We start from the raw sequence: 14,581 nt of genomic DNA on the forward strand, positions 1-14,581 counted from the left end.
CGCCCTCCCGCCCAGCGACCATCAATGGAGAACACCATGCGCGCCCAGCCCACGGCATCGCACTATGTCAACGGCCGCTACATCGAGGACGAGGGCGGCGCGCCGCTGCCGGTGATCTATCCGGCGACGGGCGAGACCATCGCCACGCTGCATTCGGCGACGCCGAACGTGCTGGAGCTGGCCATCGAGGCCGCGCGCGCCGCGCAGCCGGCCTGGGCGCGGCTGAAACCGGTCGAGCGCGGGCGCATCCTGCGCCGCGCAGCCGACATTCTTCGCACACGCACTGCGGATCTCGCGCGCATCGAGACGCTCGATACCGGCAAGGCGATCCAGGAGACGCTGGTGGCGGACGCGCCCTCGGCCGCCGACTGCCTGGAATATTTCGGCGGCGCGGTCGCCGCCTTCAACGGCGAGGCGGTCGATCTCGGCGGACCGTTTGCCTACACAAGGCGCGAGGCGCTCGGCGTGTGCGTCGGCATCGGCGCCTGGAACTATCCGATCCAGATCGCCGGCTGGAAGTCGGCGCCGGCGCTCGCCATGGGCAACGCCATGGTGTTCAAACCGTCGGAGAACACGCCGCTGTCGGCGCTGGCGCTGGCCGAGATCTACTCAGAGGCCGGTCTGCCCGACGGGCTGTTCAACGTCGTGCAGGGCTATGGCGATGTCGGCGCAGGTCTCGTCGGCCATGATGTCGTCGCCAAAGTTTCGGTGACCGGATCGGTGCCGACCGGGCGCAAGGTGCTCTCGCTCGCCGGCTCGAAGATGAAGCACGCGACGATGGAACTCGGCGGCAAGTCGCCGCTGATCGTCTTCGACGACGCCGATCTCGAAAACGCCATCGGCGGCGCCATGCTCGGCAACTTTTACTCGACCGGTCAGATCTGCTCCAACGGCACGCGCGTGTTCGTGCAGAAGGGCATCCATGACCGCTTCGTCGACCGGCTGGTCGAGCGCACCAAGAAGATCCGCATCGGCGATCCACTGGATCCCGAAACCCAGATGGGACCGCTGGTCAACAAGGCGCAGCAGGAGAAGGTCGTCTCCTACATCGCGGCCGGCAGGCAGGAGGGCGCTGCCCTCGCCTGCGGCGGCAACGTGCCGTCTTTGCAGGGTTTTCAGGGCGGCTATTTCGTCGAGCCGACGGTGTTCACCGGCGTCACCGATACGATGCGCATCGCCCGCGAAGAGATATTCGGGCCGGTGATGAGCGTATTGAAGTTCGACGGCGAGGACGAGGTCATCGAGCGCGCCAACGACACCGAATTCGGCCTCGCCGCCGGCGTCTTCACCCGCGACCTGCCGCGCGCCCACCGCGTCATCGCCGAACTGCAGGCCGGCACCTGCTGGATCAACGCCTACAATCTGACGCCGGTGGAAATCCCCTTCGGCGGCGTCAAGCAGTCGGGCATCGGGCGCGAGAACTCGCTTGCCGCGCTGGCCCTCTACTCGCAGTTGAAGGCGGTTTATGTCGAGACGGGGGACGTGGCGAGCCCATATTGAGGGGCTGGCGCGAGGCACGCCTAATCTCCCCCTTGAGGGGAGATGTCGCCGAAGGCGACAGAGGGGGTCGCCGCGCGTGGGGCGCTAGCCTTATCCTGTCGCAAAGGAAGGTCGCGTCCAGTCGAACCGACCCCCTCTGGCCTGCCGGCCATCTCCCCCTCGAGGGGGAGATTGGCGGCTTCAGCCTCCCTCCCCGGCCGTTCCATCCAGATACTGCGTCAGCGCGCAGACGAGGTGATAGAATATGCTGGCCGGCACGTCGGTCGCCAGCGAGCGGCCGCGCTCGTCGATGCGGTCGATCCACAAGCCCAGCGGCGCCGGATCGATGTGCCAGCGGAACAGCCTGCCGACACGCGCCTCGATCTCGGGCTTGAGGTCCGGCCCGCCGGTGCCATCCAGCGCGATCGCCGCCTTGACAGCTTCGGCCTGCGGCCAACTGCGCGACACCAGGTCGAGCGGCAGGCCCTGCCTGGAGACGGCGCCGTAGGAAAGGCCGGTGGCGCGATTGAGGCCGTTGGCGACAGCGGAGGCGTAGAGCTTGCGGGCGAAGGCGGTGAGCTCGGTCTGGCCGCTGCGGCCGGCGAAATCGACGAGCAGCGAGGCCCATTCGAAATGATGGCCGGGCTCGGTCCAGCTGCCCTTCTCGCCGGCCACCGGTTTCCAGCCGTCGTCGAAATATTCGCCGAGCGTCCAGCTTTCAGAGTCGAAGAAGTGGCTGCGGAAGAGATCGATGATCTGCGCCGCGCGCCGCAGATAGGCGCGCTCGCCGGTCGCCTGGTGCCAGGCGAGGAAGGCTTCGAGCAGGTGCATATGCGGGTTGGTGCGCCGCTCGCCCGCGCCATCGGATGTTTCGAGGAAGCCGGTCATGCGGCTGTCCTCGAGATGGGCGTCGAGGAAGGCGAAAGTCTCCTCGCCGAGCCGCAAGGCATCGGGATGGCCCGATATATGGGCGTGCGCCAGCGCCAGCAGCACGCAGGAATGGTCGTAGGCGTCCTCGGCCGGGTCGGCGACCGAGCCGTCGATGTTGAGCGTGCGCACCCAGCCGCCCCTTGCGGTGCGGCCCTTGCCGGCCATGAAATCGATGCCATGGGCGATCAGCCGGTCGGCCGGGCCGGTCCAGCCGCGCTCCCTGGCCACCGCGAAGGCATAGACCTGGCGGGCCTGGGTGCGCATGCGCTTCGGCTTCATCAGCGGCGAGCCGTCGAAGCCGAGCGCCTCATGGAAGCCACCATGACGCTCGTCGACGCCCGACGTCGACCACAGCGGCAGCGTCTCGTCGAACAGCCAGTGATGCACGCGCTGTCGCCAGGCGCCACTTTCGATGACGCGATCATGCGCCGGCGTGAACCTCGTTTCCAGCCGGCCCGACTTCTCCAGCTGCTCGACGATCTTCTTGACGTGCTGGCTGTGGCTGACGGGTGCCACGAAGGTAGCGTCGGCGGTCGAGACGATGGCGACGTCCCTCATGCCGATGGCCGAAAGCAACCGGCCCTCGCCGCGGATGTAGGAGTTTTCGCAATCGATGGCGACGACATCGCCGACGATCACATTGCCGTCCTTGTCTGAAGGGCCGACGTCGAGCAGCGACTGCCAGGAGCCGAGGTCGTTCCAGCGGAAACCCGCCGGCACCATGGCGATGCCCTTGGCCCGCTCCATGATGGCGTAGTCGATCGAGGTCGAGGGAATGGCGGAATAGAGATCGAGCGGCATATAGAGGCCGGAAAGATCCGATGTCGCCGCATTGTAGGCGGCTTCGGTGGCCTGCCAGATGCCGGGCTGGAACGCCGCGAAGGCGTCACGCATGGCGCCAGCGCGGAACAGGAAGATGCCGGTATTCCAGTAGAAGGTTCCGGCTTCGACATAGGCTTGCGCGGTGGCGAGGTCGGGCTTCTCGACGAAGCGCGAGACATCGAAGATGCCGTCGGTGTCAGCGGCGACTTCGATATAGCCATAGCCGGTCTCGGGCTGGGTCGGCTTGATGCCGAACACCACTAGACGACCGGCGCTCGCCGCCTCCGCTCCGGCTTCGACGCTGCGCCAGAACTGCTTGGCGGTTGAAATCTGGTGATCGGACGGCACTACCAGCATCAGGCTGTCGCCAAATTCGGCGAGCGTGCGCAATGTGGCGAGTGCGACAGCGGCCGCGGTGTTGCGGCCGGCCGGCTCGAAAAGCGGGCCGCCGCCGGCGAGGTCGAGCCCGGCGAGGTCGACATGGACGCGCTCGGCATGGCGCTCGGAGGCGATCAGGAAGATCGGTGTTTCGCCGGTGGGCCTCGCCGCCAGCCGGCGCAAGGTCTTGGCCAGCATCGAGCCGTCGCCGGAAAAATCGTGGAACTGCTTGGGATTGTCCTCGCGCGACAGCGGCCAGAGCCGCGAGCCGACGCCGCCGCTCATGACGAAACTGACGATGCGCTGGCTCATTTATGTCTCACACTCATAAGTTGTTTTGTCGAGCAACGTACAGCTTTAAGCACTGTTTACCCGATTCGAAATCCGCTCGGTCGCCAGATCGACGAAGGCCTTGACCAGAGGCGAAAGGTGGCGGCTGCTGGGATAGAGGACATAGAGGCCGCCGGCCGGGGTGGTATGCTCCTTCAGCACCCGGCGCAACCGGCCCTCGCCGATCAGTGCTTCCGCTATTCCATAGGGCAGTTGGGCGATGCCATAGCCGGCGATCGCGGCGGCGACGACCGCCTGCATCTCGTTGGCGGCGAAGCGCCCGGAGACCGTGACCGTCTCCTGGCCCTGCGGTCCGTCCAGCACCCAGTGGGCGCCGGCCGCCGAGGGGCCCGCAATGACGCATTGATGGTGCGCCAAGTCCGCCGACGCTTCCGGCGCTCCATGGCGCGCGAGATAGTCCGGGCTGGCGCAGAGCTGCCTGTGCGTCGAGCCGAGCTTGCGGGCGATCAGTGTCGAATCCTGAAGCACCCCGGTGCGGAAGGCGAGATCGATCCCGTCCTCGACCAGGTTGAGCTTGTCGTCGGTCAGGCGGAGCTCGACCTTGGTCTTCGGATAGATCTCGAGAAAGTCGACCACGGCACGGTTGAGGAAATAGGCGCCGAAGCCGACGGGCGCCGAGATGCGGATCGTGCCCGATGGCTCCGCGCTCGCTTCGGCAAGGCGCAGATTGGCCTGCTCGATCGCCCGCAGCGCCTGGCTGCTCTGCTCGTAATAGAGACGCCCCGCATCTGTCATGTTGAGGCTGCGCGTCGTGCGCTGCAGCAGGCGGACGCCGACCTCCCGCTCAAGCGCGGCAATGCGGCGGCTGACCGTGGTTTTGGGCATGGCGAGCAGGCGCGCGGCGGCGGTGAAGCTGCCGGCTTCCACAACGCGGGCAAAGACCACAATGTCGTTGAGGTCGATCATTGTATCCTAGAATGGGACAAAATTTTCCATTTATAGGCAATTATGCATCAATGATGCAAACTCTAACTTTGCTCTATGGAAACAAGGAGCAAACAGATGACCACCAAAAGAGACATTCTGGTGACCGGTGCCACCGGCCAGCAAGGCGGCGCCGTCGCACGCGCCCTTCTTGCCAAGGGCCACAGCGTCAAGGCATTGACGCGCTCGCCGGACGGCAAGGCCGCACGGCAGCTGGCGGCGGCCGGGGCCGAAATCGTGGCCGGCGATCTCTTCGATGCTGCGTCCATCATCGAGGCCGCTCGCGGCGTCGACACGATGTTCCTGATGGGCACCATGACCGAGGCCGGCATGGAGGAAGAGACCCGCCAGGGGATCCTTGCCGCCGATGCGGCCAAGTCTGCCGGCGTCGGGCATCTCGTCTATTCGTCCGTCGCCGACGCCAACAAGAAGACCGGCATCCCGCATTTCGAAAGCAAATATCTGGTCGAGCAGCACATCGAGCGGCTCGGCATCCCCTATACGATCAGCGCCCCGGTCGCCTTCATGGAGAATTTCGCGGCACCCTGGTCGCTCGGCGCGCTGGCCCAGGGCGCGCATGCCTCTGCGGTGCCCGCCAAGCGCCCGCTGCAGCTGGTCGCGCTGGCTGATATCGGCGCCTTCGTCGCTGCGCTCGCCGAGCGGCGCGAGCGGGTGTTCGGCAAGCGCTTCGATTTCGCTGGCGACGAACTCTCCGGCGAAGAGCAGGCGAAAGTGCTGTCGCAGGCGATAGGCCGCCCGATCTGCTACCAAGAGATCCCGATCGCCATCGCCCGTCAGCAAAGTGAGGATGCGGCCCTTATGTTCGAATGGTTCGACCGGGTCGGCTACGATGTCGACATCGCTGCCCTGCACAAGGATTTCCGGGAGGTCCGCTGGCACAGCTTTGCCGATTGGGCGCGTGCGCTCGACTGGAGCGTGCTCGATCCATCGTCGGCCTGAAACACCGGGCTTCGGCAAGCGGATCAGCGAATCCTTAGCGCGGGTCCGCTTGTCCATCTGGTGCCGTAAACCGCTGAGCCAACCTGAAGATTTCAACAGCCCGCGGCGAATGTGACGAAATGCGACAGAGGTGCTGCCATTGGCGCTTGCAGTATCGAAAAGCGGCGGCTATAAGCCCGCGGTCTGGTCACGGAGTGTAGCGCAGTCTGGTAGCGCACATCGTTCGGGACGATGGGGTCGCAGGTTCAAATCCTGCCACTCCGACCAGAAAAACAAACACTTAGATGTTTGTTGCCTCCTGCTCCCGAATCACCCATCCGCGCCTCAAATCGAGCGGAACGGCTTCTGGCCTTCCATTGTGCTCGACAACAGGCTCTCGCTTTGACCTAATGGCGCCCTACCCAAGTTCGACAGGCGTGCGGCTGGCGGACGGCTGACTCGCTCCTCGACCGTTGCTTCGATCAATCCGGGCAAATACGACCGCATGAGCTGCCCGGAACTCAACGTCGCGCTCGGCGACACCGCCACCGAGATCTCGCAAACCGCCATCGCACGCGGCAAGGTCGCCAATACCAGCGTGCCGAACTGGCTGCTGGGCGGCGAGCGTGTGAAAACGGTCGTGGCCAATCGCGAAACGGCCAAAATCGAACGACTGCAGCAACAGCAGCAGGCGATAGTCACGGCGCGAAAGCGTCAGTGCGCGTCCACGCAATGATTTGCCTCTGACAGGTGACGTTTCAGATCACGCGCTCATCCGGAAGCGCGCCGTATCGATCGCGGCGTTCATCAGTGTCTGGGTGTAGCCGGCCTGCGGATTGCTGAAGATCGCCTCCGTCGGCCCTTCCTCGACGATCTTGCCCTGCTTCATGACGATGATGTAGTCGGCCATGGCGCGGACCACGGCGAGGTCGTGGCTGATGAACAGGTAGGACAGTTCGTGGTCGGCCTGCAGCTTGCGCAGCAGCTCCACGATCTGCTTCTGCACCGAGCGGTCGAGCGCCGAGGTCGGCTCGTCAAGCACCACCAGCTTCGGCTTCAGGATCATGGCACGGGCGATGGCGATGCGCTGGCGCTGGCCGCCGGAGAATTCGTGCGGATAGCGGTTGCGCGAATTGGGGTCGAGCCCGACTTCGCGCAGCGCCTCGATGGCGCGCTGGTCGCGCTGCTTGCCGGTGAGCGACGGTTCGTGCACCAAAAGCCCTTCGGTGATCACCTGGCCGACGGTCATGCGCGGCGACAGCGAGCCGAACGGGTCCTGGAAGACGAGTTGCATCGCGCGCCGCAACGGCCGCATCGCCTGGCGATCGGCGTCGGAGATGTCGCGGTCGCCAAAACGTATGAGACCGTCGCTGGGCAGCAGCCTGAGCAGCGCGCGGCCGAGGGTCGACTTGCCGGAACCGGATTCGCCGACGATGCCGATCGTCTGGTTGCGCTTCAGGCGGATCGAGATGTTGTCGACGGCGCGCAGCATCAGCGGCTCGCCGGCGAGGAAGCCGCCGCCGATCCTGAACACCACTTCGACATTGCGGCCCTCGAGCATCACTGGGGCACCGGCTGGCGGCGGCGCCTTGGAGCCGGTCGGCTCGGCGGCCAGCAGCATCTTGGTGTAGGCGTGCTGCGGGTTGGCGAAGAGCGTCTCCGCCTCGCCCTCCTCCACCACCTCGCCCTGGCGCATGACATAGACGCGGTCGGCGAAGCGCCTGACGATGCCGAGATCGTGGGTGATGAAGACGATGGCCATGCCGAGCTTGCGCTGCAATTCGGCGAGCAGCATCAGGATCTGCGCCTGGATGGTGACGTCGAGCGCCGTCGTCGGCTCGTCGGCGATCAAAATGTCGGGATCATTGGCGAGCGCCATGGCAATCATGACGCGCTGGCGCTGGCCGCCCGACATTTCGTGCGGATAGGATTTCATCCGCCGCTCGGGATCGGGAATGTGCACCAGTCGCAGCAGCTTCAACGCCTCTTCGCGGGCCTCCGCGACACCCAGCCCGCGATGCCTGCGGATTGGCTCGATCAGCTGGTTGCCGATCGAATAGAGCGGATCGAGCGAAGTCATCGGCTCCTGGAAGATCATGCTGATCTTGCGGCCGCGCACCTTGTTGAGTTCGCTCTTGCTCATCGTCAAAAGGTTGCGGCCGCGATAGTCGACGGCGCCGGTCGCCTCGCCGTTGGAGGCGAGCAGGCTCATCGCCGCCATCATCGTCTGGCTCTTGCCTGAACCGGATTCGCCGACCACCGCGACGGTCTCGCCGGCCTTGACGTTGATGTTGATGCCCTTCACCGCCTCAACGGCACCGTCGAGGGTGCGGAAGCGGACGCGAAGGTCCTTGACGTCGAGGATCGTTTCGGCAGCGGCCATCTCAGCGGTCCTTGGGGTCGAGCGCGTCGCGCAGGCCGTCGCCAACGAAATTCAGCGCGAACAATGTCGAGACGAGGAAGAAGGCCGGGAACAGAAGCAGCCAATTGGCGCTACCGATGTTCTTGGCGCCTACCGAGATCAGCACACCCCAGCTGGTCATCGGCTCCTGCACGCCCAGACCGAGGAAGGACAGGAAGCTTTCCAGGATGATGACCTGCGGCACCAGCAGCGTCATGTAGATCACCACGGGGCCGAGCAGGTTGGGGATGACGTGGCGCATCAGGATGCCGCGCTGGCCGACACCCATGGCTTCGGCCGCCTGAACATATTCCTGCCGCCGGATCGACAGCGCCTGGCCGCGCACGATGCGCGCCATGTCAAGCCACAGCACGGCGCCCACGGCCAGGAACATCAGCACGAAGTTGCGGCCGAAGAACACCACCAGCATGATGACGAAGAAGATGAAGGGCAGCGAATAGAGCACGTCGACGATGCGCATCATCACCTCGTCGACCCTGCCGCCGGCAAAGCCGGCCGCAGCGCCATAGAGCACGCCGATCACCACCGCCACGACGCCGGCAAGCAGGCCGATGGCCAGCGATATGCGCCCGGCCATCAGCGTGCGCGACAGCAGATCGCGCCCGGTGTTGTCGGTGCCAAACAGGAAATACTGCTGCTTGATCGACGCGCTCATCGTCGCTTCGAGACCATCCGGCGACTTGCTCTCGATCTTGGTGCCGTCGAAAGCGTCTGAGCGGTCGAGATAGCGGATGTTGCGGTCGTCGATCGGCTTGGTCGAGGTGACGGTGACGATGACGCGGCTGCCGTCCTGGTGCCATTCCTTGATGTCGACGCGCATCCGCTTGATGGCGTCGGTAAGCGCGGTCTGGATCATGTCGGGCTTCGGATAGGCCGAAAGGCTCGGCGGCGTGCGCACATAGTCGCCATAGATCGTGGTGTATTCGTGCGGCACCAGGGATGGGCCAAACACGCTGATCAGCGCAATGAAGGCAAGATAATAGAGGCTGAACATGGCGGCGCGGTTGGCCTTGAGGCGCGCCCAGGCATCGCCCCAGAGCGAGCGGCCAACGACGGCCGGGGCCGGGGCTGCGATATCAGTCATAGCGCACCCTTGGGTCGACGACCGCGTACATGACATCGACGATCAGGTTGAAGACGATGGTGAAGATGGCGATCACCACCACCGTTCCCATGACCAGCGTGTAGTCGCGGTTCAGAGCGGCATCGACGAAGTAGCGGCCGACGCCCGGAATGGAAAAGATGGTCTCGACGATGACGGAGCCGGTGAGCAGCGCCGCCGCCGCCGGGCCGGTGAAGGAGACGATCGGCAGGATCGCGCCGCGAAGCGCATGCTTGACCACCACCGACCAGTCGGACAGGCCGAGCGCGCGGGCGGTGCGGATGTGATGGGACCGCAAGCTCTCGATCATCGAGCCGCGCATCAGCCGGGCGACGATCGCGATCTGCGGCAGCGCCAGTGTCAGCACCGGGCCGACCTTGTTGATCAGGGCGCCGTCGCCCCAGCCGCCGATCGGCAAGAGCTTCCAGGTCAGGCCGAACAGGAGCTGGATCACCGGCGCGATGACGAAAGTTGGAATCGTGCTGCCGGCCGTCGCCAGCGCGATCACGGCATAGTCGCCAAGCTTGTTCTGGTTGAGCGCGGCGACGGTGCCGAGCACGCTGCCGAGCAGCAAGGCCAGCAGCAGCGCCGAGGAACCGAGCTGGACCGAGATAGGCAGCCCCTTGGCGAACAGTTCGGTGACGGTGAAATCCGGCATATTGTAGCTCGGGCCGAAATTGCCGCGCAAAAGATTACCGAGATAGTGGACATATTGCAGCCAGAGCGGATCGCCCAGGCCGAACTGCGCTTCCAGATTGGCCCTTATTTCCGGACTCAGGCCCCGCTCCTGGTTGAACGGGCCGCCCGGCGCGACACGGATCAGGAAGAACGCCACCGTCACGATGACGAATAGCGTCGGGATGGCGGTCAACAACCGCCGGAAGACATAACGCAGCATCGGCGCCCCGCTTCAGCCAGGGTGACAGCTCTCCAAACGAAGACCCATAACGCTGGCGTATCTGATCTTCGCACCGGCATTCCCGAAAATCCAACCCGACTTTCGGCCCGGTACGACGACAGACCGCGGCCGCCGCTGCCCAAAATGGGAGCGGCGGCACGGCCAAGGTTTCTTGTCAGTCCTTGGAGATGAAGCGGGACGGATGGATGTCCATCACATTGTCGTCGAAGCCATGCAGCTTCGAGGAAACGATGTCGTGGAAGCTGTAGTAGAGAAGCGGGATCTGGCCAACGTCGTCGACGAGGACGCGCTCCGCCTCGGCCAGCTCCTTCATGCGTTCCTCGGGCTTGCCGCCGGCGGCGGCTGCCTTGTCCATCGCAGCCTCATAGGCCGGGCTGTTGTAGTTGGAGTAGTTGTTGCCGCTCGCCTTGCGCGAGATGCCGAGGAAGGTCTCCGGATCCTTATAGTCGGCGATCCAGGCGGCGCGGGCGACGTCGTAGTTACCCTTCTGCTCGAGGAAGCCGTAATGGGTCTTGGTGTCGGTGTTGAGCAGCGTCACCTCGACGCCGAGCGGCTTCAGCTGCTCCTGGATGGCGACCGCCGTGTTCTTGTGGTTCTCCGAGGTGTTGTAGCGGATCTCCATCTTCAACGGATGCTCGGGCGTGTAGCCGAGTTTCTCGAGGATCTTCTTGGCAGCGTCCTCGCGGTCGATCTGCGGCATGTCGGCGTATTTGGCCACTGCCGGCGTGTATCCCTCGATGCCCGGAGGCACCATCGAATAGCCGGGCAGCATCGAGTTCTGCCAGACTTTCTCGGCGAGGAAGTCGCGATCGATTGCCATCGAGATGGCGTTGCGCAGCTCGACATTGTCCCACGGCGCCTTGTCGGTCTTGATCGCGTAATAATAGGTGCCGAGATATGGACCAACGCGGACCTGGTCGCCGAATTTGGTCTTGAGATCGGCAAGCTGTTCGGTCGGCAGGTCACCATAACTGTCGAGTTCGCCGGCCTCGAAGCGCTTCATCGCAGACGAGCGATCCTCAGTCGGGATGTAGTTGACGACGTCCATTTTGACGGTCCCGGCGTCCCAGAATTTCGGATTCTTGACCAGCTTGAGATGGTCGTTGGGCACCCATTCGGCCAGCGTATAGGCGCCGTTGGAAACCAGCTTGCCCGGCTTGATCCAGTCGGCGCCGAGCTTGTCTATGGAGGCCTTGTTGACCGGATAGGTCGCCTGGTGGGTCAGCATCTCCAGGAAATAGGGCGTCGGCGCCTTCAGCGTCACTTCCAGCGTGTTGGCGTCCACCGCCTTCACGCCCATGTCCTCTGCCTTGCCTTTCTTGGTGTTGAAGTCCTCAGCGCCCTTCACCGGATAGAGCATCGAGGCGTATTCGGCAGCGGTGGCCGGATCTTCCAGCCGATGGAACGAATAGACGAAATCGTCCGCCGTCACCGGGCTGCCATCCGACCAGAGGCCGTCCTTGCGCAGCTTGAAGGTGTAGACAGTGCCGTCGTCGGACACGGTCCAGCTTTCCGCGGCGCCCGGGATGAGGTTCGTCTTCTGGTCATGCATGACCAGGCCCTGGAACAGGTCGCGTATGATATCGGCTTCGTAGACCGTCGACGTTTTGTGCGGATCGACGGTCTCCGCCTCGGCGGCGGATCCGCGGTTGTAAACGGTCTCGGCGAAAGCCGGCGTGTAGAAGGTGCCCGCGGCCAAGGCCATGGTCGTGGCGAACACCGTCGCCTTCAGCACATTTTTCAGCATGAAGTTCTCCCTGTCGGCGCGGCCCCTCAGCCACACCTTTTACGTGTTGACGCCCCTGAACCAATTTTGGTCGCTTTTGGGCGTGCCACCGATCGCTTCCGGCGGCTGGTGGCAGGACACTAGACAGACAGATATCCGATTTCAACCGAGTCGTGCTGTGTGCACGCTTGACGCTAAGTTAGCGCGCAATCGCTAAAACAGCGGCAACTTAAGCAAAAACATGACGTTCAACTTGCTGCACCTAGCGGTTGCTCCATCCGTTTTCTGTTTTTGCAGTGCGGATTTGGCATGCTCCGCACTATGCTGCAGGACCCAAAAAGCCGTGTTTCGTGGTCTCGTTTCCGGGCTGATGCCGTCGGGACAACGGCGGTCGAATTCGCCATGCTGGCGCCGCTTTTCATCCTGCTTCTGCTCGGAATGGTTGCATATGGCATCTATTTCGGAGCCAGCCATTCGGTCCAGCAGATCGCCGCCGACGCGGCGCGAACGGCGATAGCCGGGCTGAACCAGACCGAGCGGCAGGCCCTGGTCACCGATTTCATCAATCACGACGTCGCCGGCTACCCCTTCGTCGACGCGCACAAGCTGACGGTCGACGCCAAGGACAGCGTCATCGACGGCAGCCAGTTCGTGGTTTCGGTGAGCTACGACGCGCGCGACCTGCCAATCTGGAACCTGCTGGACAGCCTGCCGATGCCCTCGATGACGATCAAGCGCCAATCGACGATCCGGGTCGGTGGCATATGATGCGCGCCACTGCTGTCGCGATGCTGCGATCGAGCCGCAGGCTGATCGCCGATAGTCGCGCCAACTTCGCCGTCATGGCGGCGCTGAGCGCGCCGGTCGCGCTGGCGCTGACAGCCTTCGCGGTCGACGAAGGCGCGCTGTTCAACGAGCGCCGCGCGGCACAGTCGATCGTCGATCTCGCGGCGATCACCGCCGCGGCCAACATCAACAATGCCGAGAAGGCGGTGCTGACCACGCTGAAGGACAACGGCTTCAACTCGGTCGCCGTCCAGAAGCAGGGGACGACCATCGAGCCGACGGCCAGCAAGGCGGTCGTCCAGGTGGTGCCCGGCCGCTACTCCGGCGTCAGCGCGATCGCCGCCGGAAGCCGTTTCGAGGCGGGCAAGCTGCCTTACAACGCCGTCCAGGTGTCGCTGAAGAAGAAGGGCACTCTCTATTTCGGCGCGATGATGATGAAGCCGCCGGTGATCGGCACGACGGCCACCGCCAGCGCCCAGGCGGAGGCCGCGTTTTCGGTCGGGTCGAGGCTCGCCAGCCTCAATGGCGGCGTCGTCAACGCGCTGCTCGGCGGGCTGCTCGGCACCAACATCTCGCTCAGCGTGATGGATTACAACGCGCTGGCATCGGCCGATATCGACGTGCTTTCCTTCACCGACGCGTTGGCGACGGAACTGCGGCTGACGGGCGTGAGCTATTCGGACGTGCTGGCTTCGAAGGCCACAGTCGGCCAGATCGCCACTGCCATGGCCGATGTCCCCGGGCTCGACCGCACCTCCAAGCTGGCGCTGCAGACGATGGCGGCCGGCGCCACCAACATGGTCAAGATCCCGCTCAGCCACCTGATCGATCTCGGCTCCGTCGGCAGTCTCGGCGTCGGGCAGAAGCCGGCCGGGCTGTCCGTCGCCGCGAGCGCCATGAGCATGGTGACGGCGGCGGCGGCACTTGCCAACGGCACCAACCAGGTCCAGCTCAATCTCGGCGCGACGATACCGGGCTTGACGTCCACCACGCTCAGCATCGCCATCGGCGAGCCGCCACAATCCTCGCCGTGGCTGAAGGTCGGCGAGGCCGGCACCGTGGTGCGCACCGCGCAGACCCGCATCAAGCTGAATGCCAGCGTCGGCCTCGGGAACGGGAACAACGGCGGCGGCTACGGCAATGGCAACGGGAGCGGCAACGCCGGCACGAATTTGGGTGGCGGCATCAAGCTGCTCGCCGTCAACCTGCCGCTCAATGTCGAGGTGGCCTATGCCGAAGCAAAGCTCACCGACGTAAGTTGCCCGACCGGGCGTCCCGACAGCCTGAAGGTCACGATCGCGGCACAGCCCGGCGTCGTCGCCGCGCACCTTGCCGACACCAACGCCAGCGGCTTTGCCGACTTCACCAAGCCGCAATCGTTCAGCGACGCCGAAATCGCCGACGTCAGCGTCAAGCTTTTGCTGGTCAACCTCAGCCGGCTGCAGATCAACGGATCTTCGGCGTTCTCGGTCACCAACATGGCGCCGACGAACCTGACGTTCAATGCCACCGAGATCGCTGCCAAGACGATGAAAACAGTGTCGACGAAGAACCTGACGCAGTCGCTCTCCACCTCGCTGGTCAACAACCTGTCGCTGTCGGTCAAGGCGCTGGGCGCCGGGCTCGACGTCACCGCCCTGCTCAGCACCGTGAAGCCGGCGGTGGTGACGGTGCTCAACGGCGTGACCGCGCCGGTCGACAACCTGGTCTACAACGTGCTTGGCGCGCTCGGCGTGCATGTCGGCGAAGCCGATATCCGGGTGACCGGCGGGACCTGCGGACGCTCCGTGCTGGTGCAGTAGC

General features: G+C 64.5%; 11 protein-coding genes and 1 tRNA gene. 6 read left to right on the forward strand and 6 right to left on the reverse strand.

What is annotated here, in order from left to right; genetic code table 11:
- The first annotated feature begins 36 nt into the window (after window positions 1-36).
- Window positions 37-1,500 (forward strand): betaine-aldehyde dehydrogenase, encoded by a 1,464-nt coding sequence (gene betB / locus EJ073_RS11335; RefSeq protein ID WP_126055807.1) that lies wholly within the window; start codon window positions 37-39, stop codon window positions 1,498-1,500.
- 180 nt (window positions 1,501-1,680) lie between these two features.
- Here the strand turns inward: betB and EJ073_RS11340 are convergent, their stop codons facing one another.
- Entirely contained in the window at window positions 1,681-3,921 is a 2,241-nt protein-coding gene (locus EJ073_RS11340) for an AGE family epimerase/isomerase (protein WP_126055808.1), read from the reverse strand.
- Window positions 3,922-3,966: 45 nt separating this feature from the next.
- Window positions 3,967-4,866 (reverse strand): LysR family transcriptional regulator, encoded by a 900-nt coding sequence (locus tag EJ073_RS11345; protein WP_126055809.1) that lies wholly within the window; start codon window positions 4,864-4,866, stop codon window positions 3,967-3,969.
- A gap of 96 nt (window positions 4,867-4,962) precedes the next feature.
- Between EJ073_RS11345 and EJ073_RS11350 the strand changes: the two genes are divergently transcribed.
- The 3 genes from EJ073_RS11350 to EJ073_RS11360 all read left to right on the forward strand — a co-directional run bounded on the left by EJ073_RS11350 (window position 4,963) and on the right by EJ073_RS11360 (window position 6,559).
- Window positions 4,963-5,844: an NmrA/HSCARG family protein gene (locus tag EJ073_RS11350; protein WP_126055810.1), complete on the forward strand. Its 882-nt coding sequence runs from the start codon at window positions 4,963-4,965 to the stop codon at window positions 5,842-5,844.
- 190 nt (window positions 5,845-6,034) lie between these two features.
- Window positions 6,035-6,111: transfer RNA gene (locus EJ073_RS11355), tRNA-Pro, on the forward strand.
- 217 nt (window positions 6,112-6,328) lie between these two features.
- Window positions 6,329-6,559: a hypothetical protein gene (locus EJ073_RS11360; RefSeq protein ID WP_190233850.1), complete on the forward strand. Its 231-nt coding sequence runs from the start codon at window positions 6,329-6,331 to the stop codon at window positions 6,557-6,559.
- Window positions 6,560-6,586: 27 nt separating this feature from the next.
- Here the strand turns inward: EJ073_RS11360 and EJ073_RS11365 are convergent, their stop codons facing one another.
- The 4 genes from EJ073_RS11365 to EJ073_RS11380 form a co-directional block, all read right to left on the reverse strand.
- Complete coding sequence (locus EJ073_RS11365) at window positions 6,587-8,206, reverse strand: ABC transporter ATP-binding protein (RefSeq protein WP_126055811.1); 1,620 nt, start codon at window positions 8,204-8,206, stop codon at window positions 6,587-6,589.
- A gap of 1 nt (window position 8,207) precedes the next feature.
- The gene (locus EJ073_RS11370) at window positions 8,208-9,329 is read right to left on the reverse strand and encodes an ABC transporter permease subunit (protein ID WP_126055812.1); all 1,122 of its coding nucleotides are present in this window, start codon (window positions 9,327-9,329) and stop codon (window positions 8,208-8,210) included.
- Window positions 9,322-10,245 (reverse strand): ABC transporter permease subunit, encoded by a 924-nt coding sequence (locus EJ073_RS11375; protein WP_126055813.1) that lies wholly within the window; start codon window positions 10,243-10,245, stop codon window positions 9,322-9,324. The genes EJ073_RS11370 and EJ073_RS11375 overlap by 8 nt, the downstream gene beginning before the upstream one ends.
- A 175-nt stretch (window positions 10,246-10,420) precedes the next feature.
- The gene (locus tag EJ073_RS11380) at window positions 10,421-12,013 is read right to left on the reverse strand and encodes a peptide ABC transporter substrate-binding protein (RefSeq protein WP_126055814.1); all 1,593 of its coding nucleotides are present in this window, start codon (window positions 12,011-12,013) and stop codon (window positions 10,421-10,423) included.
- Between the two features lie 381 nt (window positions 12,014-12,394).
- Here EJ073_RS11380 and EJ073_RS11385 point away from each other — a divergent pair, with 381 nt between their 5' ends.
- Window positions 12,395-12,760, forward strand: a complete 366-nt coding sequence (locus EJ073_RS11385) for a TadE/TadG family type IV pilus assembly protein (RefSeq protein ID WP_245455541.1) — start codon at window positions 12,395-12,397, stop codon at window positions 12,758-12,760.
- Window positions 12,760-14,580, forward strand: coding sequence for a TadG family pilus assembly protein (locus EJ073_RS11390; protein ID WP_245455542.1), 1,821 nt, complete (start codon window positions 12,760-12,762; stop codon window positions 14,578-14,580). Before EJ073_RS11385 ends, EJ073_RS11390 begins: the two co-directional genes overlap by 1 nt.
- Window position 14,581 lies beyond the last annotated feature (1 nt).

Source organism: Mesorhizobium sp. M4B.F.Ca.ET.058.02.1.1 (genome assembly GCF_003952505.1).
In the GTDB taxonomy this organism is placed as follows: Bacteria; Pseudomonadota; Alphaproteobacteria; order Rhizobiales; family Rhizobiaceae; genus Mesorhizobium.

Excerpts from the sequence above, each read along its gene's own strand:
- EJ073_RS11345 (WP_126055809.1), bottom strand. The coding sequence starts at position 4,866 with ATGATCGACCTCAACGACATTGTGGTCTTTGCCCGCGTTGTGGAAGCC.
- EJ073_RS11390 (WP_245455542.1), top strand. The coding sequence starts at position 12,760 with ATGCGCGCCACTGCTGTCGCGATGCTGCGATCGAGCCGCAGGCTGATC.
- EJ073_RS11370 (WP_126055812.1), bottom strand. The coding sequence starts at position 9,329 with ATGACTGATATCGCAGCCCCGGCCCCGGCCGTCGTTGGCCGCTCGCTC.
- EJ073_RS11340 (WP_126055808.1), bottom strand. The coding sequence starts at position 3,921 with ATGAGCCAGCGCATCGTCAGTTTCGTCATGAGCGGCGGCGTCGGCTCG.
- EJ073_RS11380 (WP_126055814.1), bottom strand. The coding sequence starts at position 12,013 with ATGCTGAAAAATGTGCTGAAGGCGACGGTGTTCGCCACGACCATGGCC.
- EJ073_RS11350 (WP_126055810.1), top strand. The coding sequence starts at position 4,963 with ATGACCACCAAAAGAGACATTCTGGTGACCGGTGCCACCGGCCAGCAA.
- EJ073_RS11375 (WP_126055813.1), bottom strand. The coding sequence starts at position 10,245 with ATGCTGCGTTATGTCTTCCGGCGGTTGTTGACCGCCATCCCGACGCTA.
- EJ073_RS11365 (WP_126055811.1), bottom strand. The coding sequence starts at position 8,206 with ATGGCCGCTGCCGAAACGATCCTCGACGTCAAGGACCTTCGCGTCCGC.
- EJ073_RS11385 (WP_245455541.1), top strand. The coding sequence starts at position 12,395 with ATGCTGGCGCCGCTTTTCATCCTGCTTCTGCTCGGAATGGTTGCATAT.
- betB (WP_126055807.1), top strand. The coding sequence starts at position 37 with ATGCGCGCCCAGCCCACGGCATCGCACTATGTCAACGGCCGCTACATC.
- EJ073_RS11360 (WP_190233850.1), top strand. The coding sequence starts at position 6,329 with ATGAGCTGCCCGGAACTCAACGTCGCGCTCGGCGACACCGCCACCGAG.